General features: G+C 71.2%; 23 protein-coding genes. 8 read left to right on the top strand and 15 right to left on the bottom strand.

Annotated features, from left to right (window positions below):
- Position 1 precedes the first annotated feature (1 nt).
- From J2S57_RS01765 to J2S57_RS01750, 4 genes are all read left to right on the top strand, one after another.
- A complete protein-coding gene (locus tag J2S57_RS01765) occupies positions 2-334 on the top strand; it encodes a hypothetical protein (RefSeq protein WP_307237467.1) in 333 nt (110 codons plus the stop codon).
- Between the two features lie 130 nt (positions 335-464).
- Entirely contained in the window at positions 465-1,415 is a 951-nt protein-coding gene (locus J2S57_RS01760) for a glycine betaine ABC transporter substrate-binding protein (RefSeq protein WP_307237463.1), read from the top strand.
- Entirely contained in the window at positions 1,412-2,614 is a 1,203-nt protein-coding gene (locus J2S57_RS01755; RefSeq protein ID WP_307237460.1) for a quaternary amine ABC transporter ATP-binding protein, read from the top strand. Before J2S57_RS01760 ends, J2S57_RS01755 begins: the two co-directional genes overlap by 4 nt.
- A complete protein-coding gene (locus tag J2S57_RS01750) occupies positions 2,607-3,527 on the top strand; it encodes an ABC transporter permease (RefSeq protein ID WP_307237458.1) in 921 nt (306 codons plus the stop codon). Before J2S57_RS01755 ends, J2S57_RS01750 begins: the two co-directional genes overlap by 8 nt.
- Before the next feature lie 100 nt (positions 3,528-3,627).
- Here the strand turns inward: J2S57_RS01750 and J2S57_RS01745 are convergent, their stop codons facing one another.
- The 11 genes from J2S57_RS01745 to J2S57_RS01695 form a co-directional block, all read right to left on the bottom strand.
- The gene (locus J2S57_RS01745; RefSeq protein ID WP_307237455.1) at positions 3,628-4,290 is read right to left on the bottom strand and encodes a response regulator transcription factor; all 663 of its coding nucleotides are present in this window, start codon (positions 4,288-4,290) and stop codon (positions 3,628-3,630) included.
- The gene (locus J2S57_RS01740) at positions 4,287-5,357 is read right to left on the bottom strand and encodes a sensor histidine kinase (RefSeq protein WP_307237452.1); all 1,071 of its coding nucleotides are present in this window, start codon (positions 5,355-5,357) and stop codon (positions 4,287-4,289) included. The genes J2S57_RS01745 and J2S57_RS01740 overlap by 4 nt, the downstream gene beginning before the upstream one ends.
- Positions 5,354-6,073, bottom strand: a complete 720-nt coding sequence (locus J2S57_RS01735; protein ID WP_307237449.1) for a hypothetical protein — start codon at positions 6,071-6,073, stop codon at positions 5,354-5,356. Before J2S57_RS01735 ends, J2S57_RS01740 begins: the two co-directional genes overlap by 4 nt.
- Positions 6,070-6,735: an ABC transporter ATP-binding protein gene (locus J2S57_RS01730; RefSeq protein ID WP_307237446.1), complete on the bottom strand. Its 666-nt coding sequence runs from the start codon at positions 6,733-6,735 to the stop codon at positions 6,070-6,072. Before J2S57_RS01730 ends, J2S57_RS01735 begins: the two co-directional genes overlap by 4 nt.
- A 77-nt stretch (positions 6,736-6,812) precedes the next feature.
- A complete protein-coding gene (locus J2S57_RS01725) occupies positions 6,813-6,956 on the bottom strand; it encodes a hypothetical protein (RefSeq protein ID WP_307237443.1) in 144 nt (47 codons plus the stop codon).
- A gap of 41 nt (positions 6,957-6,997) precedes the next feature.
- A complete protein-coding gene (locus J2S57_RS01720; protein ID WP_307237440.1) occupies positions 6,998-7,390 on the bottom strand; it encodes an ASCH domain-containing protein in 393 nt (130 codons plus the stop codon).
- On the bottom strand, positions 7,390-7,590 hold the full coding sequence (locus J2S57_RS01715; protein WP_307237437.1) for a hypothetical protein: 201 nt from the start codon (positions 7,588-7,590) through the stop codon (positions 7,390-7,392). The genes J2S57_RS01720 and J2S57_RS01715 overlap by 1 nt, the downstream gene beginning before the upstream one ends.
- Before the next feature lie 15 nt (positions 7,591-7,605).
- Complete coding sequence (locus J2S57_RS01710) at positions 7,606-8,547, bottom strand: SGNH hydrolase domain-containing protein (protein WP_307237434.1); 942 nt, start codon at positions 8,545-8,547, stop codon at positions 7,606-7,608.
- Positions 8,548-8,631: 84 nt separating this feature from the next.
- On the bottom strand, positions 8,632-9,387 hold the full coding sequence (locus J2S57_RS01705) for an aspartate/glutamate racemase family protein (protein ID WP_307237429.1): 756 nt from the start codon (positions 9,385-9,387) through the stop codon (positions 8,632-8,634).
- Positions 9,384-10,874: an NCS1 family nucleobase:cation symporter-1 gene (locus tag J2S57_RS01700; protein ID WP_307237426.1), complete on the bottom strand. Its 1,491-nt coding sequence runs from the start codon at positions 10,872-10,874 to the stop codon at positions 9,384-9,386. The genes J2S57_RS01705 and J2S57_RS01700 overlap by 4 nt, the downstream gene beginning before the upstream one ends.
- 87 nt (positions 10,875-10,961) lie before the next feature.
- Positions 10,962-11,675, bottom strand: coding sequence for a GntR family transcriptional regulator (locus J2S57_RS01695; protein ID WP_307237424.1), 714 nt, complete (start codon positions 11,673-11,675; stop codon positions 10,962-10,964).
- Between the two features lie 88 nt (positions 11,676-11,763).
- Between J2S57_RS01695 and J2S57_RS01690 the strand changes: the two genes are divergently transcribed.
- Positions 11,764-11,892 carry a hypothetical protein gene (locus tag J2S57_RS01690; RefSeq protein ID WP_307237422.1) on the top strand — a complete coding sequence of 43 codons (129 nt, stop codon included), beginning with the start codon at positions 11,764-11,766 and terminating at the stop codon, positions 11,890-11,892.
- Here the strand turns inward: J2S57_RS01690 and J2S57_RS01685 are convergent.
- A complete protein-coding gene (locus tag J2S57_RS01685) occupies positions 11,879-12,838 on the bottom strand; it encodes an ArsR/SmtB family transcription factor (RefSeq protein ID WP_307237419.1) in 960 nt (319 codons plus the stop codon). The genes J2S57_RS01690 and J2S57_RS01685 overlap by 14 nt on opposite strands.
- Positions 12,839-12,894: 56 nt before the next feature.
- On the opposite strand from J2S57_RS01685, the gene J2S57_RS01680 reads away from it, so the two are divergent.
- Entirely contained in the window at positions 12,895-14,136 is a 1,242-nt protein-coding gene (locus J2S57_RS01680; protein WP_307237416.1) for an MFS transporter, read from the top strand.
- Here the strand turns inward: J2S57_RS01680 and J2S57_RS01675 are convergent.
- Positions 14,075-15,142 carry a 5'-3' exonuclease gene (locus tag J2S57_RS01675; protein ID WP_307237413.1) on the bottom strand — a complete coding sequence of 356 codons (1,068 nt, stop codon included), beginning with the start codon at positions 15,140-15,142 and terminating at the stop codon, positions 14,075-14,077. The genes J2S57_RS01680 and J2S57_RS01675 overlap by 62 nt on opposite strands.
- A gap of 170 nt (positions 15,143-15,312) precedes the next feature.
- On the opposite strand from J2S57_RS01675, the gene J2S57_RS01670 reads away from it, so the two are divergent.
- Positions 15,313-15,804, top strand: coding sequence for a MarR family winged helix-turn-helix transcriptional regulator (locus J2S57_RS01670; RefSeq protein ID WP_307237410.1), 492 nt, complete (start codon positions 15,313-15,315; stop codon positions 15,802-15,804).
- A 27-nt stretch (positions 15,805-15,831) separates the two neighbouring features.
- Here J2S57_RS01670 and hrpA read toward each other — a convergent pair whose 3' ends face one another.
- Positions 15,832-19,842, bottom strand: coding sequence for an ATP-dependent RNA helicase HrpA (gene hrpA, locus J2S57_RS01665; RefSeq protein WP_307237407.1), 4,011 nt, complete (start codon positions 19,840-19,842; stop codon positions 15,832-15,834).
- Positions 19,843-19,935: 93 nt separating this feature from the next.
- Here hrpA and J2S57_RS01660 point away from each other — a divergent pair, with 93 nt between their 5' ends.
- Positions 19,936-20,487 (top strand): Rieske (2Fe-2S) protein, encoded by a 552-nt coding sequence (locus J2S57_RS01660; protein WP_307237404.1) that lies wholly within the window; start codon positions 19,936-19,938, stop codon positions 20,485-20,487.
- A 48-nt stretch (positions 20,488-20,535) separates the two neighbouring features.
- On the opposite strand, the gene J2S57_RS01655 is transcribed toward J2S57_RS01660, so the two are convergent.
- A complete protein-coding gene (locus tag J2S57_RS01655) occupies positions 20,536-22,884 on the bottom strand; it encodes a FlgD immunoglobulin-like domain containing protein (protein WP_307237401.1) in 2,349 nt (782 codons plus the stop codon).
- Positions 22,885-23,002: the final 118 nt, after the last annotated feature.

Below are 23,002 nucleotides of genomic sequence, written 5' to 3'. Positions count from 1 at the left end.
GGTGCCGAACGCGGACACGTTCCTCGCGGGTGCCGTGCCGCTCCGGGAACCGGACGTGCGGGCCCGGGCGACCACGTCGTCCGTCATCACCCCGGCGACCGGTGCGCTCACGACACCGGTGTGCCACGCCTTCGCCGTCACGACCCCGACGGCCGGTGAGGCGAACGCATCGGTGACCACGCCGTCCCTCATCACCCGACGCCCACCCGAGGTGGCCCCGGGCGGCTGTGGTAACGACCGCCGAAATCCTCGCCTGAACGGGCTTCCGCACCGGATTCCTGGCATGGTGGTATGCCCCGAACCGCGCGCCGAGGACGTCGTGTGCCATCAGTGAGCCATTTCACGGGCGCCGAGCGCCGCCCGTCCCAAGGATTTTCGGTCGCGATCCGGCCGTCACCCCCCGAAGTACCACTGGCAGAAGGAGAAGCAGGATGAAGCCTCCCGGCAGACGACGCGGTCTAAGGATGCTGGCCCTCGCGGTCTGTGCGGTGGCGGTCACGACGGGCTGCTCCAGCGCCGAGGACAAGGGCGACTTCGCCCTGGTCGCCGACTCCGGCGGCGGCGAGGACGGCCAGGAGTCGGTCACCCTGATCCAGCAGCCCTGGGTCGATCTCCAGGTCGAGAACGAGATCAGCAAGCAGATCCTCGAGGAACTGGGCTACTCGGTGAAGGTCGACGAGGTCTCGGTCGAGCTCGGCGCGCAGGCGCTGTCGACCGGTGACGCGGACGCCTACCTGGGCAACTGGTGGCCCTCGCAGCAGCCGACCTTCGGCGACCTGATCGACAAGGGCGACGTGACGGTGAACTCGACGATCCTCGAGGGCACCGAGTACGCCCCGGCCGTGCCCGCGAAGACCGCGGAGCGGCTGAACATCAAGTCCCTGGCCGACCTCGACCAGCACGGTGACGAGTTCGGCCGGCGCATCTACGGCATCGAGGCCGGCTCCCCGGGCAACGAGACGATCCAGAAGGCCATCGACGACGACGCCTACGGTCTCGGCGACTGGAAGCTCGTGGCCAGCGGCACCGCGGCGATGCTGACCCAGGTGCAGAAGGCCGACTCCTCCGGCCAGGCCATCGCTTTCCTGGGCTGGAGCCCGCACTGGATGACCGTCCAGTTCGGGGCGACGTTCCTCGAGGACCCGGACAAGGTCTGGGGCGGCGCCGGGGAGATCCGCACGGTCTCGCGCAAGGGCTGGGCCGAGAACAACCCGAACATCGCCACGTTCGTCAAGAACCTGACCTTCACCACCGACGAGGCCGGGCAGTTCTACTTCGACAAGGACAAGGACGCGAAGTCCCTGTCCGACATCGCGGCCGCGTGGATCAATGAGAACCCCGACAAGGTGCGGGAATTCCTGCAGGGCGTGAAATCCAGTGACGGCCAGGACGCGGAATCGGTGATCATCAAATGATCGAGGGCAAGGGACTGAGCAAGGCCTACGGGCTGAGCGACTCGGCCGCACGGCGCGCGCTGGCCAGTGACGACCCGGCCGCCGCGGTGGCCCGGGCGGGCGGCTACCTGGGCGCGCACGACGTGAACTTCCGCATCGAGACCGGCGAGATGTTCGTCGTCATGGGCCTTTCGGGCTCGGGCAAGTCGACGGTGCTGCGGATGATCAACCGTCTCAACGAGCCCAGCGCCGGAGAGCTGCTGATCGACGGTGAGGACATCGTCGGGGTGCCCGACTCGCGTCTGCGGCAGATCCGTAACCAGAAGATCGGCATGGTCTTCCAGCACTTCTCGCTGTTCCCGCACCGCACGGTTCTCGAGAACGCGGCCTACGGGCTGAAGGTGCGCGGTGTCTCGAAGGCCGAGCGTTTCGAGAAGGCCGAGGCCGCGCTGAAGCGGGTCGGGCTCGACGGGCGCGGCTCGAAGTACCCGCACGAGCTGTCGGGCGGTATGCGCCAGCGCGTCGGCCTGGCCCGCGCGCTGGCCGTCGACCCGCCGATCCTGCTGATGGACGAGCCGTTCTCGGCCCTCGACCCTCTGATCCGCCGTGACATGCAAGACCTGCTCGTGCAACTGCAGGCCGAGGACCAGCGCACCACCGTGTTCGTGACGCACGACCTGAACGAGGCCATGCGCATCGGAGACCGCATCATGGTCATGCGTGACGGCAAGGTGGTGCAGATCGGTTCCGGCGTCGAGATCGTGGCCAAGCCCGCCGACGACTACGTCAGCGAGTTCGTGGCCGACGTCGACCGGGCCCGCGTGCTCACGGCCGCCGACCTGGTGCGCCCGGCGCTGCTCACGTTCACGGTCGGGGAGCCGCCGCGCTCGGCGCTCACCCGGCTGGCCGACAACGAGGCCGTCGGCGCGTTCGTGCTGGAAGACGACGGGCACCTGCTCGGCGTCGTCACCGACACCAACCTGCACGAGGCGATCAACCGCGGCCGCACCGACCTGGCGCTCGCCGTCACGAAGGACTATCACGCCGTGAAACCCTCTGACGTGGTGGGCGATTTCATGCACCTGGCCGGGCGTCAGGTGGTTCCGGTGACGGTGGTGGGTGAGGACGGCAAGCTCGCCGGGGTGGTGCCGCGGGCCGCGATCCTGTCCAGCCTGTCGAACGTGGCCGAGGTGCGCGAGGAGGCGACCGTCAATGCCTGACCTGAAGATCGGCCAGCACGGCGAAGACGTCATCAACTGGTTCACGAAGCACTTCGAAGGCCTTTTCGACTTCCTCACCACCTGGCTCAGCCACCTGCTGCGCTGGACCTACGACATCGTCGCGGGGCTGCAGCCGCTGCCCATGACGATCGTGTTCGCCGTGATCGCGCTGGTCATCACCCGGCGCATCGGGCTGACGGCGCTGCTCGTGGTCGGGCTGCTGCTCGTCGACTCGATGGGCCTGTGGTACGAGACGATGCAGAGCCTGGCGACGGTTCTCGTGGCCACGATCATCGCGCTGGTCATCGGCATCCCGGTGGGCATCTGGACGGCTTTCAACCCGGTGGCACGGGCGATCGTGGCGCCGCTGCTCGACTTCATGCAGACCGTGCCGACTTTCGTGTACCTGCTGCCGACGGTGCTGTTCTTCGGTATCGGGGCGGTGCCGGGCATGATCGCGACGATCGTGTTCGCGGCGCCGCCCGCGGTGCGGCTGACCCAGCTCGGTATCCGCCAGGTCGACCCCGAGACGGTCGAGGCCTCGGCCGCTTTCGGGGGGTCGCGCTGGGAGATCCTGCGGGAGGTGCAGCTTCCGCTGGCCCGGGCGTCGATCATGGCGGGCGTGAACCAGGTGATCATGCTGGCGCTGTCGATGGTGGTCGTCGCCGGTCTGGTCGGTGGTGAGGGCCTGGGTGGCGTGGTGGTCTCGTCGGTGCAGAGCCTGCAGATCGGCGCGTCGATCGAGGGTGGTCTGGCCGTGGTGGTTCTCGCGATCTACCTCGACCGGGTCTCCGCCGCCCTGGGTGGTCAGGGCCGGGGCAACCCGTCGTGGTGGCCGCGCCGCAAGGCCTCCGAAGGGCTCGAGCAGGCGCAGGTGCAGCCGGAGTCCCGGGAGCTGGCCGCCGCCGGCTGATCGGTTCTCGACGGGGGACGACGTGCGCACCAGTGCGCACGTCGTCCCTTGCTGAGGGGCGGGACGAGGGCTGGGGGCGAGGGCTGGGACGAGGGTCGCTTCAGTCGTCCTGCCCGGCCACCACCAGGCCGTTCTCGTAGGCGAAGACCACGGCCTGCACCCGGTCGCGCAGACCGAGTTTCAGCAGAACGCTGCTGACGTGCGTCTTCACGGTGGCCTCGGTGACGTGCAGAATCACGCCGATCTCGGCGTTCGACCGCCCCCTGGCCACCTGGACGAGCGTCTCGCGTTCACGGGCTGTGAGCCTTTCGGTGGCGGTGCTCACCGGCACCGGCTGCGGGCGGCGGGAGAAGACCTCTATCAGGCGGCGGGTCACGGCGGGCGACAGCAGCGAGTCGCCCTGGTGCACCACGCGGATGGCCTCGACGAGCTTGTCGCGCGACGCGTCCTTCAGCAGGAACCCGGCGGCTCCGGCCCGGAGCGCGCCGAACACGTACTCGTCCTCCTCGAAGGTGGTGAGCACGAGAACCCGGGTTCCCGGCCGGGTTTCGGTGATGCGGGCCGTGGCGGTGATGCCGTCGGTGCCGGGCATGCGGATGTCCATGAGCACGACGTCGGGCACCAGGCGCCGGGTCTCGGTGACGGCCTGCTCGCCGTCGGCGGCCTCGCCCACCACGTCGAGATCGTCGAAGGTGCCGAGCACCATGCGCAGGCCGAGGCGCACGAGTTCCTGGTCGTCGGCGAGGAGGAGGCGAATGGTCACGGGGATGTCCTCGGGAGGTGGGCTGTCAGCCGGAAACCGCCGGTGGCGGCCGGGCCGGTGCTCAGGGTGCCGCCCGCGGTGCGTGTTCTCTCGCGCAGCCCGACGAGACCGCGGCCCGGGGTGGAGATCCCGGGGACGACCGCCTGGCCGTCGTCCTCCACCGAGACCTCCAGGTGGCTGTCGGTGAAGGTGACCGACACGTCCACCCTCGTGGGGTTGACGGCGTGCCGGGCGACATTGGTGAGACCCTCCTGAACCACACGATAGGCGGTCAGCTCGATGCCCGCCGCCGCCCGCTCGTCATCCGGAACCCGCAGGTGGACGGGCATTCCGGCCGCCCGGTGCGCGGCCACCAGCTCGGGGATCCGGGCGATGGTGGGGGCGGGCGCCCGGTCGGCGTGAGGCTCGTCGCGCAGCACCGCCAGCATGCGCCGCAGTTCGGCGATGCTCTCCTCACCGCTCTTCTCCACCCGGCGCAGTGCCTCCTCGGCCAGGTCGGGATCGGTGCGCAGCGTGTCCCGGGCCCCACGCACCCCCAGCAGCATCACGGTGACGGAATGAGCCACGATGTCGTGCAGTTCGCGGGCGACGGCGGCCCGCTCGGCCTGGGCGGCGTTGCGGGCCACCTGGGCGTTGCGGTCTTCCAGGGTCGCGATGTAGCGCAGCTGGGTCTGCGCGAAATAGCCCACGCCCCAAGCGATGACGGGAACCGGTACGGCGCTGATCGAGCCGGCCTGGAGCACCACCGCGGTCACCGCCAGGGCCGGCAGTGAGCGCCGCCGTTCTTCGTGAAGGGCCACCAGCCCGAGCGCCACCAGGGCGGGAGCCCCGCCCGGGTAGGAACCGGCGGCGGCGAGCCCGGCCTCGATGCCCACCACCGCCGCCAGCACGGCCAGCGGCCACCGGCGATGGACCAGGAGCAGCAGGCCGGCCACCACGCTCAGCGCCACGGTCAAGACGGGCGCGGGTGTGCCCGGGGCACCGAGACTGTCGGACAGCAGGCCGATCTCGATGCCGATCGTGCCCGCGGCCAGGGGCAGGTCGAGCAGCCGGGCCCTCACGTTCACGCCAGGTCCCGTCGCCTCTCCACGATCAGGGCGGCGAACACCAGCGCCGCGGTCCAGGCCGCCAGCACCGACCCGGCCTGCGGCACGGTCAGCGTGGTGTGGTGGGTCATGCCCGAGAGTACCGAGGCGGCGCCGAACGGGGTGAGGTTCGCCAGGTCCTCGTCGGCCCCACCGACGAGCGGTACCACGGCGAAGTCGAGCACGAGCGCGGTGACGACCCCGGCGACCTGGTTGCGGATCAGTGCCCCCAGCGCGGCCCCGAGCACGGTGGCCAGGACCGACGCGGCGAGGTTGGCGACGGCCAGTGCGCCCAGGTCGGCACGGGTCAGCTGCTCACCGGGCATGTCGCCGACCAGCGGCAGGGCCACGGCGAACGACACGGTCGAGGTGATCGCGCCGAGGGCCAGCCCGGTGGCCGTGTACACGAGAATGCGCAGGCCGAGCACGGTTTCCCGGCTTCGGCCCGAGGCCAGCGCGGCCGGGGCGGCGGTGCGGTGCCGGTACTCACCGGCCACGCCGACCAGGCCCCACACCAGGAGCAGCACGGGCAGGCAGGTGAAGGCCTCCTTCTTCTCACCGATGGTGTCGAGCTCACCCGAGGCGGCGCCGATGACCACCGCGTTGAGCGCCCCGAACCCGGCGCTGATCAGCACGAAGGCGTAGAGCGTGCGGGTGCTGAGGGTCTTGCCGAGTTCACCGCGCAGGATGCCGATCACGGCCGGGCTCCTTCCACGAGCTCGAAGAACAGGTCTTCGAGGGAATCCGGGGTCGGGCCCTGGTGCAGCACCCGGCCCCGGTCGATCACGATGACGTCGTCGACGGTGCGGTCCGCCTCGCTCAGCACGTGGCTGGACAGCAGCACGGTCCCGCCCCGGGAAGCCCTGTCCCGCAGCAGGTTGCGCAGCCAGCGCATCCCGGCCGGGTCGAGGCCGTTGACCGGTTCGTCGAGCACCAGCAGGGGCGGGTCGGCCAGCAGCGCGGCGGCCAGGCCGAGGCGCTGCCGCATGCCGAGCGAGAAGCCGCCCACCCGGCGGCGGGCGGCGTCCTGCAGGCCGACCTCGTCGAGCACCTCGCCGACCCTTCGCCGGGGGAGCCCGGCGATCCGGGCGAGCGCGGTGAGGTGGGCGTGCGCGGTGCGGCCCGGATGGGCGCCGCAGGGCTCGATGTACACGCCCATCGACGAGGGGCCGGCGACGGACACCGACCCCGAGGTGGGCCGGGCGAGTCCGGTGATCATCTTCAGGGCGCTGGTCTTGCCGGCGCCGTTGGGGCCGAAGAAGCCGGTGACGGCTCCGGCCCGCACGGTGAACGAGGCGTGGTCGACCACGGTGGCGCGGCCGTAGCGTTTGGTCAGGGCGTCGGCCCGGATCATGTCCATGCGTCCAGGCTGATCTCAGCGGTGGGGGCCCGGCCTCGGCCGCGAGGGGGAGACCCGTGTCCGACTCAGGACGGAGATCAGCGCAGCCGGTGGGCCACCAGCACCCCGCACACCAGCACCAGCACGATGACCGCGGGGAACAGGGCACCGGAGAAGGCGAGGGCGGCGGCGAGCAGCAGTGCCAGCCCGCACCCGATCCACACCCAGGACGACGGCTTCATCGCCTCACATTACGACGGCGTAACGCTGTTGCCCAGAGTGTTCAGACGAGTTCGAAGCTGATGCAGGTGACCAGGGTGTCGTCGGTGACGGCCTCCACGTACTGCTCCCAGAACGCCCGGTGCGAGTCGGCCCACTCCTGCCAGCCGGCGTAGCCCTCACCCTCCGACCGCGCGAACTCGTCGGTGACCTCGGTGAATGGCACGGTCACGACCTGGGTGACGCGGATCCGGCCGATCTCGGCGCCGACGTCGTCGACCAGCACGAGGATCTCGCCGACGTGCTCGAGCTCCTCACCGTCTCCGGCATAGTCGTCGAACAGGCCGGCCGTGCCGACCTTGTGCCCGGCCAGCACCAGGCCGGTGAGCTCGGCGCGCATGGCACCGGGACTGCCGATCTCCATCGTGCGCAGGCCGTCGATCCGGGGCCAGGGCATCAGAACAGCACCGGGATGAGCAGGGCCAGCAGCGTCAGGACCAGACCGGCACCGCCCAGGCGCATGATCTGGGTGCGCTGCTCGTCGGTGGGCACGAAACCCTTGCGTGAGGCCTTGACCGCGGCGATCACGACCCGCAGGGTCAGGCCCATCACGACCACGGCGGCGACCAGGACGACGATCAGGATGGCGATCTCCACCCGCGTCACTATAGGTCAGGGGCCGAGGAGCCTTGTGCTCAGGCCGGTTTCGAGACCGCTCGTGAGACCGGCGGCCAGGTCGGGGGCGAGCGTGCGGATGAAGGTGGCGGTGGTGTGGTGATCGTCGCGGTACAGCAGGTAGCCGTCACGCACGGCCGGGCAGGTGGTCTCGGTGCAGAAGTCGTCGATCAGGTCGACGACCGGGGCGCCGCTGCGCCCGGCCGCGGCGGCCACCAGGCCGGAGTCGGCCGTCACCTCGGCCCGGGGGCGGGCGCAGAGGTCGAGGTCGTCGGGATGCTGCTGCACGCAGGCCGGGGTGTTGAAGCCCATGATCGGGGTCTCGGCGATGGTGGCCACCGGGATCCCCGCGTCCTGCACCGCACTGATCCGCGCGCTCAGCCCGCGCACCAGCTCCTCGCGGTTCGCCGGGTCGTCGACCCGCCGGCCGTTCACGAGCGCCGGGTACCGGGGGAACTGCGTGGTGACGAGCAGATCGGGTTTCAGCTCCTTCACCTGCTCGAGCGCCGCGTCGTTCCAGGTGACGCACGAGGTGTACTCGCCCTTCACCCGCTGCCGGTGGATCTCCGAGAACGGGCACCCGGACTTGGTCATGCTGATCAGCTTCCAGTGGTGCCGCGTGGCCAGCTCCTGCAGCGCCGGCATCCACTGGGCCACCTTCGAGTCACCCACGGCCACCACCACGGGGGAGTCCTCGGCCGCCGAGTCGTCGAAGACGCACGGGTGCACCTCCGGATCCTTGTAGCCGGACGAACAGCCCCGGGCGTAGAGGTCACCGTTGTCCTGGCGGGCCTGTTCGGGCAGGGGACGCAGGGGCGGCGGGGCCTCGGGGGTGGCCGCGGAACACCCGGACAGAGCCAGAAGCATCGTCAGAACCAGGGCCAGGGCCGACACCACGGGCAGCCCGAGGGCCTGGCTGACGCTGGTGCGGCTGAGCATGCGGGGCCTTCCAGACCGGGGAAGCCGACAGACCGGAGTGCGCCGACCGGCCGGGGCGGCCGGCCGACCCGGTCACCAGCATGGTCAAACGGGTGGATCCGGGCAATTCGAGGAACCCGTCAGGGCCCACGGCTGCAGTATCCCGGCGTACGGCTTCACCGGCGGCCGGGCGAACTCGCCCAGCTTCCCCGTCGACAGACCCAGCCGCACCAGTGACTCGACGAGAACCGTGGCGGCGGCCACCCCGTCCACCACCGGCACCCCCACCGCCGCCGAGATCTCGCCGCACAGATCGGCCATACCCGCGCATCCCAGCACGATCGCGTCCGACCCGTCGGTCTCCAGCGCCCGGCGGCACACCGACGTGATCACGGCCCGCGCCCCCGGATCGGTCTCCAGCGCCAGCACCGGGATCTCGCAGCTGTGCACACCCCGGCAGCGCTCGCCGAATCCGTAGGCCCGGGCCAGGTCCCAGGCCCGGCCCTCGGTGCGCGCCAGCGTGGTGACGACGCTGAAACCCCGCCCGAGCAGCGACGCCGCGTGCATGGCGGCCTCCGCGATACCCACCACCGGACCGCTCGCCAGCTCCCGGGCCGCGTCCAGCCCGGGGTCGCCGAAGCAGGCGATCACGTGGCCGTCGGCCCCGGCGCGGGCGATCTCGGCGAGCAGCCCGGGCACGGCCAGGGCCTCGTCGTAGTGGCTCTCGATCGACGCCGGGCCGGTGTCCGGGTTCACCGCCTCGACGACCGTGCCCGGGAGGGCCACCGCGCGGGCGGCCCGGGAGATCGTCGCGGTCATCGAGGCCGTGGTGTTGGGGTTGACGACGCGGACGACGGTCATCCGGCCAGCGCCCGCTGCGTGGCCGACCCGACCCGCCCGGCGAGCAGGCGGTAGGCCACGAAACCGATGCCGCAGCCGATGAACCAGCTGTAGTCACTGACCCAGCCACCCGAGCCGGTGACCGAGGGGATCACCACCGAGGCGATCGAGAACAGCCCGGCGACGGCGGTGGCCAGCACCGCGTCCGGGTTGTAACCCCCGGAATACCAGTACCGTCCGCCCTCGGACATCGTGAACAGGTCGTCCACCACCACCCGCTCCCGGCGGATCAGGTAGTAGTCGGCGATCAGCACCCCGAACAACGGCCCGATCAGCGCGCCGAGCACGCCCAGCGTGTACTGGATGGCGTCGGCGTTGTCGTACCAGTTCCAGGGCGTGAGGATCACCGAGCCGACCGCCGCGATCATCCCGCCGGCCCGCCAGCTGATGCGCTGCGGCGACACGTTCGAGAAGTCGAAGGCCGGGGAGATGAAGTTCGCGACGATGTTGATGCCGATCGTGGCGGTGGTGAAGGTCAGGGCGCCGAGCACGATGGCGAACGTGTTGTCGATGCGCGAGACGGTCTCGACCGGGTCGGTGATCAGCTCGCCGAACACCGGCAGGGTGGCGGCGGCGGTGAGCACCGTGAGGATCGAGAACAGGAAGAAGTTCACCGGCAGCCCGAGCAGGTTGCCACGCTTGACCGCCTCGAAACTGCGTCCGTAGCGCGAGAAGTCACCGAAGTTCAGCATCGGGCCGGAGAAGTAGGAGACGACCAGCGCGATCGCCGAGAACATGGTGCCGACGACGCTCCAGCCGGTCAGGTTCTGCGACGACAGGTTGAGCGACACGTGCCAGCCCGACGTGTGGAGCAGGTAGCCGCACAGCGCGAACATCACCACGTAGACGGCCGGGCCGCAGAAGTCGATGAACCGCCGGATGCTCTCCATGCCCATCCAGAACACCCCGGCCTGCAGCACCCAGAGCAGGGCGTAGGTGCCCCAGCCCAGCGCCGACAGGCCCAGGAAGCTGTGTGATCCGGACGGACCGTAGGGGGCCAGGCCGTCGAAGAGCCGCACCAGCACCACGTCGAGCGCGGCCGAGGCCAGGTAGGTCTGGATGCCGTACCAGGCCACCGCGATCGAGCCGCGGATGATGGCCGGGATGTTCGCGCCCCTCACCCCGAACGGCGCCCGGCAGATCACCGGGTACGGAACACCCGCCACCTGGCTGGGTTTCGCCACCAGGTTGCAGAAGAACTGCACGATGACGATGCCGGTGACCAGCGCGACGAGTACCTGCCAAGAGGTCAGGCCGAGCGCGAAAAGGCTTCCGGCGGTGAGGTATCCGCCGACACTGTGCACGTCGGACATCCAGAACGCGAAGATGTTGTAGGTACCCCAGGTCTGCTCGGCCAGGGGTGCCAGGTCGTCGTTGGTGAGGCGGGGGTCGTAGCTGTCCTTCAGGGCCGGTGCTCCGGCCGGATGGACAGTGAGATCGTCAGCCATGAAACAACTCCCGGGGCAGGCGGAGGGGGCTCGTCCGACGCTAGGCCCGCTTTGTTGCTACCGGATGTCGCCGCACATATATCTTGCTCAGCGGCCGGGATCGGTCAGGAACCCGGCCCGTTCGGGCAGCACCGCGATCACCGACTCCAGCCGCCGGTGGTGCCGTTCCGCCACCGCCAGCAGCCGTTCGCCGTCCCGGTCGACGAACGCCTCCAGCATCGCGGTGTGCTCGTCGTGCAGCCGCTCCCGCTCGGACCGTTCCAGCCAGCGCATCGGCTGGAACGGCTCGGTCACGTTCCAGGCCGACGTGAACATCCGCAGCAGCCGCCGCATCCGGCACGGTGCGATCAGGGCGAGGTGGAAGTGCCGGCTCTCGCGGTGGTAGGCCCGGGGATCCCAGTCGGTCTGGAGTGCCGCCAGAGCCGCGTGGGCCGCGCGGACGGCGACCACGTCGTCCGTCGTCGCCGTCTCGACCGCGGCCCGCAGCGCCGCCGACTCGAGCACCCCACGCACCAGGTAGATCTCGGCCAGCTCCCGGCGGGTCAGCTGGGCCACCACGTACCCGGCGTTGGGGCGGTGGGCCACCAGGTTCTCGCCGACCAGGGTCTTCAGGGCCTCGCGCACCGGGATCGGGCTGACGCCGAACAGGTTCGCGACTTCGGCGAGCGGGATCGGGGTACCCGGCGGCACACCGCCCTCGAGGATCACCCGCCGCAGCTCGTCGAGGATCACCTGCTGCGGGCTGCCCGTGCGGTGCGGGACCAGGGCCTCGAGCAGGAGTGAACGCCGTCCGTGGCTCATCCGCGCACGCTATCGGTGGTTTGGGGCGGGCCAACGGTTCACGGGGTGGTCGGGGTGGCGACGGAGGTCAGGGGACGGGGTGGTCGGGGTGGCGCCGGACGTGGTGGTCGGGCGCATGACGGTGGACGTGGTGGACGTGGTGGACGTGGTGGACGTGGTGGTCAGGTGGACGTGGTGGTCAGGTGGTCGGGTGGACGTGGTGGTCAGGCCCGCATGAGGGCGTCACCCAGGTGGGAGCGCCGGTAGAGCACCGACCGGCCGGAGCGTTCCGAGGTCAGCAGCCCGGCGTCGTGCAGGGCCCGCAGGTGCTGGGTGACGGCCGCCGCCGTGGTGCCCCGGCGCACGGCCAGCTCGGTGGACGACGCGGGCACCCCGAGCTCGGCCAGCAGCTCCGCCCGCACCCGGCCGATCAGGTTGCGCAGGGCCTCCGGCGTGACCGGGCGCGGGGGCTGCCAGAGCGTGCCGACGCCGCGGGCCGCGTACATCACGGCCGGTTCCTCGGCGGCCGAGATGGGTGTCATCGCGTTGCGCGTGAACGTGGTCGGCACCAGAGTGAGCCCGCTGCCGTCGGTGCCGCGGGTGTATCCGAGCGGGCCGTGACGGCGGATCTCGAGCACCCCGTCGCGCAGCCGGATCGCGTCGGACAGGCCCCCGAACATCGTCGCGGCCCCGTGCCGCACCATCTCCCGGCCGCGGTGGGCCACGTCGGCCTCGAGCAGCGCCTTCAGCCGGGGCCAGTGCGCCGCCAGACAGGCGTCCCAGTACTCCTGCAGCGCCCGCACCACCCGCCGCCGCACGGACACCCCGCGCCCGGTCAGGGCCGGGGGCAGGCCTTTCGGGTGCACCGCCGCCAGGTCGGCGAGCAGGCGGCGCGGGGGCTGGGCGGCCAGCGCGGCCAGCTGCTGGTCGAAGCGGCCCAGCGGCAGCTCCGGGCGGGGCGTGAGCAGGTCGGGCAGCGACATCACCTCGTTGGTCAGGGCCAGCAGCACCTCACCGTCGAGGTCGGGCAGCGCCGCCTGCACCTGCGTGACGAACGGCAGGTGCAGCGGGAACCGCCCGGGATCACGGAAAACCTTGAGCGAGAGCGCCGTCTCGTGCAGCGGGGAGACCGCGAACCGCACCTCGGCGAGATCGGCCGGGGCGAGCTCGTAGCGAACCATCATGAAGCACAATGCTAAATGCTTTCCGCCGGGCCTGACCCGCCTGGAAGAACTGCGATGTGCACCGGCTGAAACAGATCCTGCGTCCCGACCATCCCACCGTCCGCGCTCTCACCCTGGCGACCATGGCGTCCGCCACCGCGAACGGCGTCTTCTACACCGTGAGTGCCCTGTTCTTCACCCGCGTCGCCGGGTTGCCCGCCACCACCGTGGGTCTGGGGCTGACCATCGCCGGAGCGGCCGGTGTGGCAGCGTCTTTCGCCGCCGGCCGCCTCTGCGACCGCTTCGGCGCCGACCGCGTCCTGCTCATCGTCACCGCCACCCAGGCCGTCGCGCTGCTGCTCTACACCAGCGCCCGGGACGTGCTCACCTTCACCGTGATCGCCTGCGTCGCGGTCGGTTCCCGCGCCATGCAGGGCACCGCGCGGCAGACCGTGCTGGCCGTGGCCTTCCCCGGGCCCGACCGGGTGCCGGTGCGCGCCCGCATGCGGGTCGTCACCAACGTCTTCATCGGCCTCGGCTCGCTGCTCGGCGGAGCGGCCCTGCTCGCCGACACCCACGCCGCGTACACCACCGCCCTGGTCGTCGTCGCGGTGCTGTCCGGGTTCTCGTGCCTGCCGCTGCGGGCGCTGAAGCTACCCGCGCCCGAACCGGTTTCCCGCTCCGGCCTCGACGGCTCGCCGCTGGCCGACCGCCGCTACCTCGCCGTCACCGCCCTGAACAGCCTGATGAGCATGCACTTCGGCCTGGCCAACGTCGGGATCCCGCTGTGGGTGGTGTTCCACACCGACGCCCCGGCCGTGACCGTCTCCGGCCTGCTCCTGCTCAACACCACCCTGGTCGCGCTGCTGCAGGTGCGGCTGGCCAGGGGCACCGACGACGTGGGCGCCGCGTCCGGGGCCGTGGCCCTCGGTGGTCTGCTGCTGGCCCTGGCCTGCGCCCTCTACGCGGGTGCCGCCTCGGCCGGGGTGCTCGGCGCGGTGGTGCTGCTGGTGCTGGCCGGGGTCGTGCACGCCCTGGCCGAGATGCGCGGTGAGGCCGGGGCCTGGGGCCTGGCCTTCGAACTGGCCGACCCCCGCCGCCCGGGCGCCTACCAGGGCGTGAGCCAGACCGGCTACGCCCTCGGCGGCATGCTCGCCCCGCTGGTGGTGACCACTACCGCCATCGACCACGGCACCGCCGGCTGGGCGGTGCTCGCCGGCGTCTTCGTCACCGTCGGCCTCCTGACCAGGCTCATCGTCAGAACAACGACATCTGCCCCGCGTCGGCCAGTGCCGCCGCCTGTTTCGCAGCCTTCGTGATCTGGGGGCGGGGGAGCGTGATCACCCGGTCGGGCGCGGCCGGGCGCTGACGCGGCCCCTGCCCGTAGACCCGCTCGCCGTACCACGACGGCGGCTCGGCCCCGGTGAGCGACCACAGCGACGACCCGAGCCGGATGTCCCGCTCTTTCAGCGTGGCCTGCAACCGGGCCTCGTCGAGCGGCAGGGCCATCGTGGCGATCTTCGGGATGCGCAGGTCGCGGCGCATCTCCATGAGGTGCTGGTTGCGCGCCACGTTCGCGCGCGCCTCCTCGCTGCCCAGCGCCGCCGTGGCGGCCGGCCCGACCAGGGCGACCACCACGTCTTCCAGCCCGTCGTCGAGAGCCGCGTAGACGTTCTCGACCGTGTCGAACTCGGCCAGGAGCTTCGCGGCCCGCTTCGGCCCGATACCGAACGCGCCGGGCAGGTTGTCGGAGGCGTCACCCCGCAGCGCGGCGAAGTCCTTGTACTGGTCGGGCCGCACGCCGTACTGGGCGTGCAGCCCGGACGGGTCGATCAGCGGCGAGCCGTCGATGCCCCCGTTCATCACCCGCAGCACCGAGGTGTTGTCGTCGACCAGGGCGAACATGTCGCGGTCGCTGGTGACCACCGTGCTGCGCCAGCCGTGCCGCCGCGCGGACCGCGCCGACGACGCCATCACGTCGTCGGCCTCGTACCCCTTCGGTACCACCACCGTGATCCCGGCCGCGGCCAGGAAACCGGGCGCCGCGTCGAGCTGCAGGCACAGGTCTTCGGACTTCTCCGGGCGCCCCGCCTTGTACCCGTCGTAGTCCCCGCGCCGCACCGACTCGCCCGCCGCGCAGTCGAAGCCCACCACCAGCGCGTCGGGCCGCAGCCGCGCGCTCGCCGTGGCCAGGAAACTGATCAGCCCCTTCAGCGCCCAGACCGGGGCGCCGGTGGAGTCGCGCAGATCACCCTGGGACATCGCGTGATGAGCGCGGTGCAGGAGGCTGTTGCCGTCGACAGCCAGCAGCAGGGGAACGGGCACGCGTTCCAGGATGCCCTCATCCGGCCGGACGCGCACGCATCCACCGGCAAAATCTCGAACGGCTGTTCGACGGTGTGCACACTGTTGTGTCGTGCGTCACTGGTGAAGTGGGGATACGACGCGTGAGTCTGACTCACCGGTGGGCCGAAAACCCTGGATAAGGTGTGCCGGTGAGTGAACCGCAGTGGCTCAGCGAAGAGGAACAGAAGGCCTGGCGGAAGTTCGCCGCGGTCTTCACCCTGCTCCCGGCCTCCCTCGATGCCCAGCTGCAGCACGACGCGCAGCTCACCCATTTCGCCTACTTCGCACTGGCCATGCTCTCCGAGGCGCCCGACCGGGCGCTGCGCATGAGTGAGCTCGCCGCCCGCTCGAGCAGTTCGCCGAGCCGCCTGTCGCACACCATCAGCCGCCTCGAGAACCGTGGCTACGTGCGCCGCAGCCGGGCCGCGGAAGACGGCCGGGGGCAGGTCGCCTCGCTCACCGACGAGGGCATGGCGGCCATCGTCGACTTCGCCCCGGGCCACGTCGACGCGGTGCGCCGCTACGTGTTCGACGCGCTGAGTGCCGAGCAGGTGCAGCAGCTGGGCGAGATCTGCACGGCGGTGCTGTCGAAGATCGACCCCGACGGCACGCTGGTGCCACCGCCCCCGAGCGCTTCCTGACGGCTCGGTCCCCGGGGGCGGCGGCTCCTACTTCAGGTCGGCGATGGCCTTGCGGACGCGCTGTTCCGACACCGGGTAGGCCGTCTTGAGGCCCCCGCCGAACAGGCTCACCCGCAGCTCCTCCATCATCCAGCGCACGCCGATCACGTCGTCCTCGTGCCGCCGGGCCACCGGGAGCTTCGCCACCGCGCCCTGGAACTCCGCCCGCAGGGCCAGAACCTGCTCCTGCAGGCCCCGGTCCCGCTGGTAGCGCTCGGGCAGTTTCTCCAGCCGCCGCTGCATGGCCTGCAGATACCGCACCAGGTCGGGCAGTTTCGCGGCGCCGGTCGCGGTCACGAACCCCGGGAACACCAGCGCCGCCAGCTGTGAGCGCAGGTCGGTCAGCCCGGGCAGCAGGTTCGGGCTCGACGTCGACCTCAGTTCCACCTCGATCTCGCGGGCCAGTCCCAGAATGGTGGACGTGGTGGTCAGGACGTTCGTGACGGTCGGGTGGACCTCCTGCCGGACCTCCAGCTGGAGCCGCTCGAACCCGGCCCGGTCCCAGGCCGGGCCGCCGGCCCGGTCGACGAGGTCGTCGACGGCGGCGGCCATGCAGTCGTCGAACAGGTCGGACGGCGTCTTGTGCGGGGCCTGGGCCAGCGCCAGCTTCTGCCGGTTGCTGAGCCGGGCCAGCACGGTCTTGGCCGGTGACGCGATGCTCAGCAGGATCAGCCGTCGGGTACCGGCTTTCATGGCCCGCCGTTGCTCGGCCGCGCTCTCCAGCACCTTCACGTCGACGGTGGCGCCGCGGTCGACCAGCGCCGGGAATCCCTTCACGGTCAGGCCGGCCACCTGGTGCTCGACCGACCGCGGAACCGGCACGGCCGGGAACGCCGTCAGCCCCTGCGACTCGACCCCCGACACCGCCGACGAGATCTTCTCGCGCAGCTTCGGTCTCAGCTTCGTGCGCAGCTTCTCGAGGCTCTTGTCCTCGGCCAGCCGGGCGCCCTTCTCGTCGTGCACCCGGAACGTGACCTTCAGGTGCTCGGGCACCTTGGCGAGGTCCCAGGAACCGACCGGCACGTCGACGCCGGTGAGCTCGTACAGCTCGTCCTCGAGCGCCGGGAACAGCGGCTCGGAACCCGGTTCGGTGTCGGCCAGCCGCTCGAGCACGGCCTTCGCCCGGTCGGGGGCGGGGGACAGGCCCTTGCGGATCGGCTTGGGCAGTGACCGGATCAGCTCGGTGACCAGTTCCTGCCGCAGCCCCGGGATCTGCCACTCGAAGTCCTGCTCCCGCACCTGGTTCAGCGCGGCCAGCGGCAGGTGCACGGTGACGCCGTCGGCGGCCGTGCCCGGCTCGAACTGGTAGGTGACCTTCAGGTCGGTGCCGCCCGCGCGCCAGGTGGCCGGGTAGTCCTCGGCCGAGACCTGGGGGGCCTCGGGGGCGAAGAGCATGGACGTCCAGAAGCTCAGCTGGTCGGGCCGGTCGCGGCGGGCCTTCTTCCACCACGAGTCGAAGTGCGCCACCGACACCACGTCGGCCGGGATGCGCTCGTCGTAGAAGGCGAAGAGGGTCTCGTCGTCCACCACGATGTCGCGGCGGCGCACCTTGTCCTCCAGCGACTCGACGTCGTCGAGCAGCTTGCGGTTCTCGTGGAAGAACGCGTGGCTGGTGCGCCACTCGCCCTCGACCAGTGCGTGCCGGATGAACAGCTCGCGCGACAGCTCCGGGTCGATGCGGCCGTAGCCGACCGTGCGGCCGGTCACCACCGGAATGCCGTACAGCGTCACGCGTTCCGTGGCCACCGCCGACCCGCGCTTCTTCTCCCAGCGCGGCTCGCTGTAGTGCCGCTTGACCAGGTGACCGCCGAGCCGCTCGATCCACAGCGGGTCGATCCTCGCGGCGGTGCGGCCCCACAGGCGGCTGGTCTCGACGAGCTCGCCCACCATCACCCAACGGGGGGTGCTGCGGGCCAGCGCCGAGCCCGGCTGGATCGCGAACTTCGCGTTGCGCGCGCCCTGGTACTCCCGCGTCTCACCCTCCTTCAGCCCGACCTGCGACAACAGACCCGAGAGCAGTGACAGGTGAACGCTTTCCGCCATCGCGTCGGAAACCGGCTCGACCGCGTCCTCGAGTTCGTCGACCTCGGCCTCCGGATCGAAACTGGACGTCGCCCGCCCACCCGGCACTCGGATCCCCGCGCCGCGCAGCACCTGACGCAACTGACCGTGCAGGTCCTGCCACTCGCGAATGCGCTGGCTGTGCAGGAACTCGTCGCGGCACATCCGGCGGAACCGCCCGGAGCCGTACTCCTTCTGCTTGGCGACGACGTAGTTCCAGAGGTTGATGTAGGCCAGGAAGTCCGAGCGCTGGTCCTTGAACCGGGCGTGCGACTGATCGGCCTGGGCCTGCTTGTCGGTCGGGCGTTCGCGCGGGTCCTGGATCGACAGGGCGGCCACGATCACGAGAACGTCGGCAAGACAACCGTTCCGGTCGGACTCGACGAGCATGCGGGCCAGCCGCGGGTCGACCGGCAGCTGGGCCAGGGTGCGGCCCATGCCGGTGAGGCGCTTGCGATCCTCGGTCTGCTCCGGGTCGATCGCGCCGAGTTCGTGCAGCAGCGCCACACCGTCTTTGATCTGGCGCGGGTCGGGGGCGTCGAGGAACGGGAACTTCGCCACGTCACCGAGATTCAGCGACGTCATCTGCAGGATGACGGCCGCCAGGTTGGTGCGCAGGATCTCCGGATCGGTGAACTCGGGCCGGTTCTCGAAGTCCTCCTCGCTGTAGAGACGGATGCAGATACCGTCGCTCAGCCGGCCGCAACGGCCTTTCCGCTGGTTCGCCGAGGCCTGCGAGACCGGCTCGATCGGCAGCCGCTGCACCTTCGTGCGGAAGCTGTAGCGGCTGATCCGGGCCGTGCCCGGGTCGATCACGTAGCGGATTCCCGGTACGGTGAGCGAGGTCTCGGCCACGTTGGTCGCCAGCACGATGCGCCGGCCGGAGTGCGGCGAGAACACCTTGTGCTGCTCGGCCGCCGACAGCCGGGCGTACAGCGGCACCACCTCGGTGTTGTTCCCGACGTGCCGGTTGAGGGCCTCGGCGGCGTCGCGGATCTCGCGCTCACCGCTGAAGAACACCAGCACGTCGCCCGGGCCCTCGGCCTCGAGCTCGTCGACCGCCTCGATCACGGCCTCGATCGGGTCACGGGTGACCTCGGTGGTGACGCCCTCCTCGTCGGTCTCGGTCTGCAGCACCAGGGGTCGGTAACGGACCTCGACCGGATAGGTGCGGCCGGAGACCTCGACGATCGGTGCGTCGTCGAAGTGCCGGGAGAACGCCTCCGGGTCGATCGTGGCCGAGGTGATGATGATCTTCAGGTCGGGGCGGCGGGGGAGCAGCTGCTTGAGGTAGCCGAGCAGGAAGTCGATGGTGAGGCTGCGCTCGTGCGCCTCGTCGATGATGATCGTGTCGTAGCGGGTGAGCAGGCGGTCGCGCTGGATCTCGGCCAGCAGGATGCCGTCGGTCATCAGCCGCACCAGGGTCGCCTCGCTCGCCTGGTCGGTGAAACGCACGGTGTAACCGACGGTTTCGCCCACCTCGGAGCCCAGTTCCTCGGCGATGCGCTCGGACACCGACCGGGCCGCGAGCCGCCGGGGCTGGGTGTGGCCGATGAGCCCGCGCACGCCCCGGCCCAGCTCCAGGCAGATCTTGGGCAGCTGGGTGGTCTTGCCCGAGCCGGTCTCACCCGCGACGATCACGACCTGGTGCTCGGCGATTGCCGTGAGCAGGTCGTCACGGCGCTGGCTGACGGGCAGTTGCTCCGGATAGGTGATCGTCGGCACGGACGCCCGGCGGTTCTCCACCCGGGCCCTGCCGATGCCGATCTCCCGCTCGATGCGGGCGAGTTCGGCGGTCTTCTCGTCGTCGCTGCGCCGCCGCGAGTGCAGCACCGAGTCGAGCTGCCGGCCCAGGCGGCGTTCGTCGCTGAGCGGCACCTCGCTCAGGCCGACTCGCAGCTCATTGACAGCGGAAATCCAGGTTTGTGTGTCGGTCACCGCGAAATCCCAGACATGCCAGAGAAACTTGCGAAGTTCACAGCCTCGGTCACTACTATTTGCACCTTCAACGACCTCACGGGAGGATCAAACATGACTGCAGCCCTCCGCAGCACCGGAGAGACGCAGGCGGCTTCTGAGGCCCATTCTGTCGCCACCGAGGAAGCCGGTAACGGCTTCAGCCGCCGCCGGGCCATGGCGGTCTGCTCGTTCACCCTGCTGGGCGCCGCCGGGCTGGCCGCCTGCGGTGGCGGGAGTGATGACGATACCGCCGGTGCACCGGCGACCAGTTCGGCGCCGCAGCCCTCGGCCTCGAGCGACTCCGGTTCCGACTCCGGTTCCGGCTCGGGTGACGCCAAGGTCATCGCCGCCGTGGACGACATCGCCACCGGTGACGCCGCGGGCTTCGAGCTCGACGGCAAGCCGATCATCGTGGCGATGCCGGAGGCCGACAAGCCGGTCGCCTTCTCCGCGGTCTGCCCGCACCAGGGCGGAACCGTGGCGGTGCAGGGTGACCAGCTGGTGTGCCCGCTGCACAATTCGGTGTTCGAGAAGGACACGGGCGCTTTCGTCTCCGGGCCGGCGAACGCGCCGCTGACCTCGATCGCGGTTTCGGTCGAGGACGGCAACATCGTGACCGCCTGACTCATTCCAGGTCAGCTTGTGCGGCCGGGGCCCGGTGAGTCAACTGACTTACCGGGCCCCGGGCCGTTCCGGAGCCACCGCGCTGATCTCGATCGTGCCGCGGGCCCGGGCCGGGGAGTCCGCCGAGGTGAGCGTGCCCCCGCCGTCGGTGGCGGTCGCGGTCAGCTCCCAGTCGTAGGGACCCTCGGGCAGCCGCATCCCGGCGTTCGAGCGCCCGTCCCAGGTGATGCCGCGCAGACTGCCGTCGCCGCCGCCCTTGATCTCGAACGTGCGCATCACCCGGCCGGACGGCGCCAGGATCCGCAGCCGGGCCTTCTCCACCGGCCGGGTCACGTCGAACTGCGGCTTCCAGGTGTCCTGCCGGCCGTCGCCGTCCGGGGTGAAGCCGAGCGGAGCGGCCGCCGCGATCAGCCGGGGACGCTGGTTCACCGTGAACGGCGCCTTGTCGATGACCAGTTCGCTCGCCCCGCCGGTCGTGACCTCGCGGGCCACCAGACCGGCGTCCACCGTGAAGCGGCCGGTCGCGCCGGGCAGCACGATCGGTGAGGAACCGGCGTCGGAGAGATCGAGCAGGCTCAGCGCGTTGCCGTCCTTCCAGGCCAGGAGCCCTTCGCCGAGCGTCAGCCCGGTGATCGGGGCCGGGTCCGAGCCGACGATGAGGCCCAGACCGGTGTCCACGTCGCGGATCTGGCCGGTGGTCAGGTCCTGCACCGTGATCCGGGAGCCGTCGCAGGTGGCCCAGGCCGCCGAACCCGCCCAGATCGCGACCTCGGGGGCGGTGGCGCAGCTCTCGGTGTCGAGGCGCACCGGCAGCGGCCGCTCGGCGTTGACCGACCAGACCCCGGCCAGGTCGTTGCCCTCGTCGTCCTGCCCGCCCGCCGGCACCGAGTAGACGATGTCGGCGCCGTACAGGTCGTCCTGCCCGGCCAGCGCGGCGGCCGCCGGCTCGGTCCAGACCAGTTCGCCGTCGGGGCGGAACACCTGCCCCGCGACCAGCGTGTAGGAACCCGACACCGCCGGCGTCGCGTCGTCCACGCGCTGCTTCTCGCCGTTCAGCGTCACCAGCCGCTGCCCCACCACCGCGTTCGTGCGGCCCTGGTCGAGCAGCTGCCACTGGCCGGGCCCCCGCGGGTCGGCCAGGGCGGCACGGCCCGCCGACCAGCCGATCGGGATGGTGGTCCCGCCGGCCCCTCGGGCCGGGGAGGTGCCCCCGGCGGTGGTCCCGGCCACCTGCTCGCCCCGCTTCGTGGGGCCCAGGGTGATGCTCCCGTCCGTCCCGCTCACCGTGCTCGAGAACACGTGCGCGCGCTTGCCCGACGAGTGGTCGGTGTAGTGCACCGATCCGCCGGACAGGGCCCATGAGCCGATCGGGTACCGCGCGGCGGGAACGTCGGCGACCTTGGTGACACGGCTGCCCTGCACCACCCAGACCGCCGGGTGCAGACCGCTGGAGACGGTGTAGAGCCGGTCGCCGACCGCGTCGAGCCCCGAATTGACGTTGATGTCCTGGGGCAGCACCGCGCGGGTGACGGGTTCGCCGCCGCGGCGGGACTCCAGCACCCAGCGGCCCTCGTGCGCCACGATCCGCGCCGACAGGCCGCCGAACTCCAGCCAGCGCCCGGGCTCGGTGGTCGCGAGCGTGCCGTCCCCGTCGATCTGGGTGTACGGCGTGGTCGCCCCGCCGCCCTTGATCTTCTGGCGCACGGCGAGGGACGCGGTGCGGTCGTCGGTGACGTCGGCGCCCCCGGCCAGGTCGAGCCGCTTCTCCTGCGGGTAGGCCGTGGTGTCGCCCTCACCGCCGAGCTCGTACCAGGTCAGCACCGGACCGGCCACGCTCAGCCGCACCAGCGCCCCGGCCCGGGTGGAGGCCCCGGCCCCCGGCCGCTCGGTGAGCCGCATGGTTCCGTCGGCGCCGGTCAGCGCCCCGGTGTAGACGGCCTGAGGGCGGCTGAGGTCCGTGTCCAGCCCGCCGGCCGCCCCCTGCCAGATCGCGATCCCGTGCTCGGACGCGCCGATCAGCCGCACCGCGCTGGGCGCCGGGTGCCCGGACAGCACCAGCGACGCCGCGGGCGTGACCGTGCGCGCGGTCAGGGCCTGCTCCCGCGTGCGCACCGGCTCGTCGCTGCTGCCGGGCGCGTCGACCGCGCCGCTCAGCACCAGCGACAGGGCGAGCACGCCCGGCACCAGCCGGACGTGCCGCATCGGGTGCGCCGGTCGTCCACCACCGGCCCCGGGGGTCTCGGGGTTCTCGGGAGGACCCGGGGGAGGGGGGACGTCCCGCGAGACGCTGAGCGTGTCGTCGGCCTCGATCCGGACCTCGAGGTCGGGGGCGCTGCGGGGCCGCACCACCCTCGCCCCGGTGACCGCCGGGCCCGTGACCACTGGTTCAGGGGCCATCTGCGCTTCTCCCGCCTGCGACCGGACACCTCGGCATGGTGCCCCCGGATCGGTGTGGATGCACGCATCCCACCAGCACCACCGGTCCGGGCGGGGACCGTTCCCGGTCGTGCCGCCT

Origin of the sequence: Kineosporia succinea (genome assembly GCF_030811555.1) — a bacterium.
Classification (GTDB): domain Bacteria; phylum Actinomycetota; class Actinomycetes; order Actinomycetales; family Kineosporiaceae; genus Kineosporia; species Kineosporia succinea.
The sequence above is the reverse complement of the archived record's forward strand: the minus strand, read 5'-3'. Positions and strand labels throughout refer to the sequence as shown.

What these genes read in the sequence shown, in the direction of transcription:
- J2S57_RS01760 (WP_307237463.1), top strand. Translation starts at nt 465, where the DNA reads ATGCTGGCCCTCGCGGTCTGTGCGGTGGCGGTCACGACGGGCTGCTCC.
- J2S57_RS01755 (WP_307237460.1), top strand. Translation starts at nt 1,412, where the DNA reads ATGATCGAGGGCAAGGGACTGAGCAAGGCCTACGGGCTGAGCGACTCG.
- J2S57_RS01750 (WP_307237458.1), top strand. Translation starts at nt 2,607, where the DNA reads ATGCCTGACCTGAAGATCGGCCAGCACGGCGAAGACGTCATCAACTGG.
- J2S57_RS01730 (WP_307237446.1), bottom strand. Translation starts at nt 6,735, where the DNA reads ATGGACATGATCCGGGCCGACGCCCTGACCAAACGCTACGGCCGCGCC.
- J2S57_RS01725 (WP_307237443.1), bottom strand. Translation starts at nt 6,956, where the DNA reads ATGAAGCCGTCGTCCTGGGTGTGGATCGGGTGCGGGCTGGCACTGCTG.
- J2S57_RS01720 (WP_307237440.1), bottom strand. Translation starts at nt 7,390, where the DNA reads ATGCCCTGGCCCCGGATCGACGGCCTGCGCACGATGGAGATCGGCAGT.
- J2S57_RS01710 (WP_307237434.1), bottom strand. Translation starts at nt 8,547, where the DNA reads ATGCTCAGCCGCACCAGCGTCAGCCAGGCCCTCGGGCTGCCCGTGGTG.
- J2S57_RS01705 (WP_307237429.1), bottom strand. Translation starts at nt 9,387, where the DNA reads ATGACCGTCGTCCGCGTCGTCAACCCCAACACCACGGCCTCGATGACC.
- J2S57_RS01700 (WP_307237426.1), bottom strand. Translation starts at nt 10,874, where the DNA reads ATGGCTGACGATCTCACTGTCCATCCGGCCGGAGCACCGGCCCTGAAG.
- J2S57_RS01695 (WP_307237424.1), bottom strand. Translation starts at nt 11,675, where the DNA reads ATGAGCCACGGACGGCGTTCACTCCTGCTCGAGGCCCTGGTCCCGCAC.
- J2S57_RS01685 (WP_307237419.1), bottom strand. Translation starts at nt 12,838, where the DNA reads ATGATGGTTCGCTACGAGCTCGCCCCGGCCGATCTCGCCGAGGTGCGG.
- J2S57_RS01660 (WP_307237404.1), top strand. Translation starts at nt 19,936, where the DNA reads ATGACTGCAGCCCTCCGCAGCACCGGAGAGACGCAGGCGGCTTCTGAG.
- J2S57_RS01655 (WP_307237401.1), bottom strand. Translation starts at nt 22,884, where the DNA reads ATGGCCCCTGAACCAGTGGTCACGGGCCCGGCGGTCACCGGGGCGAGG.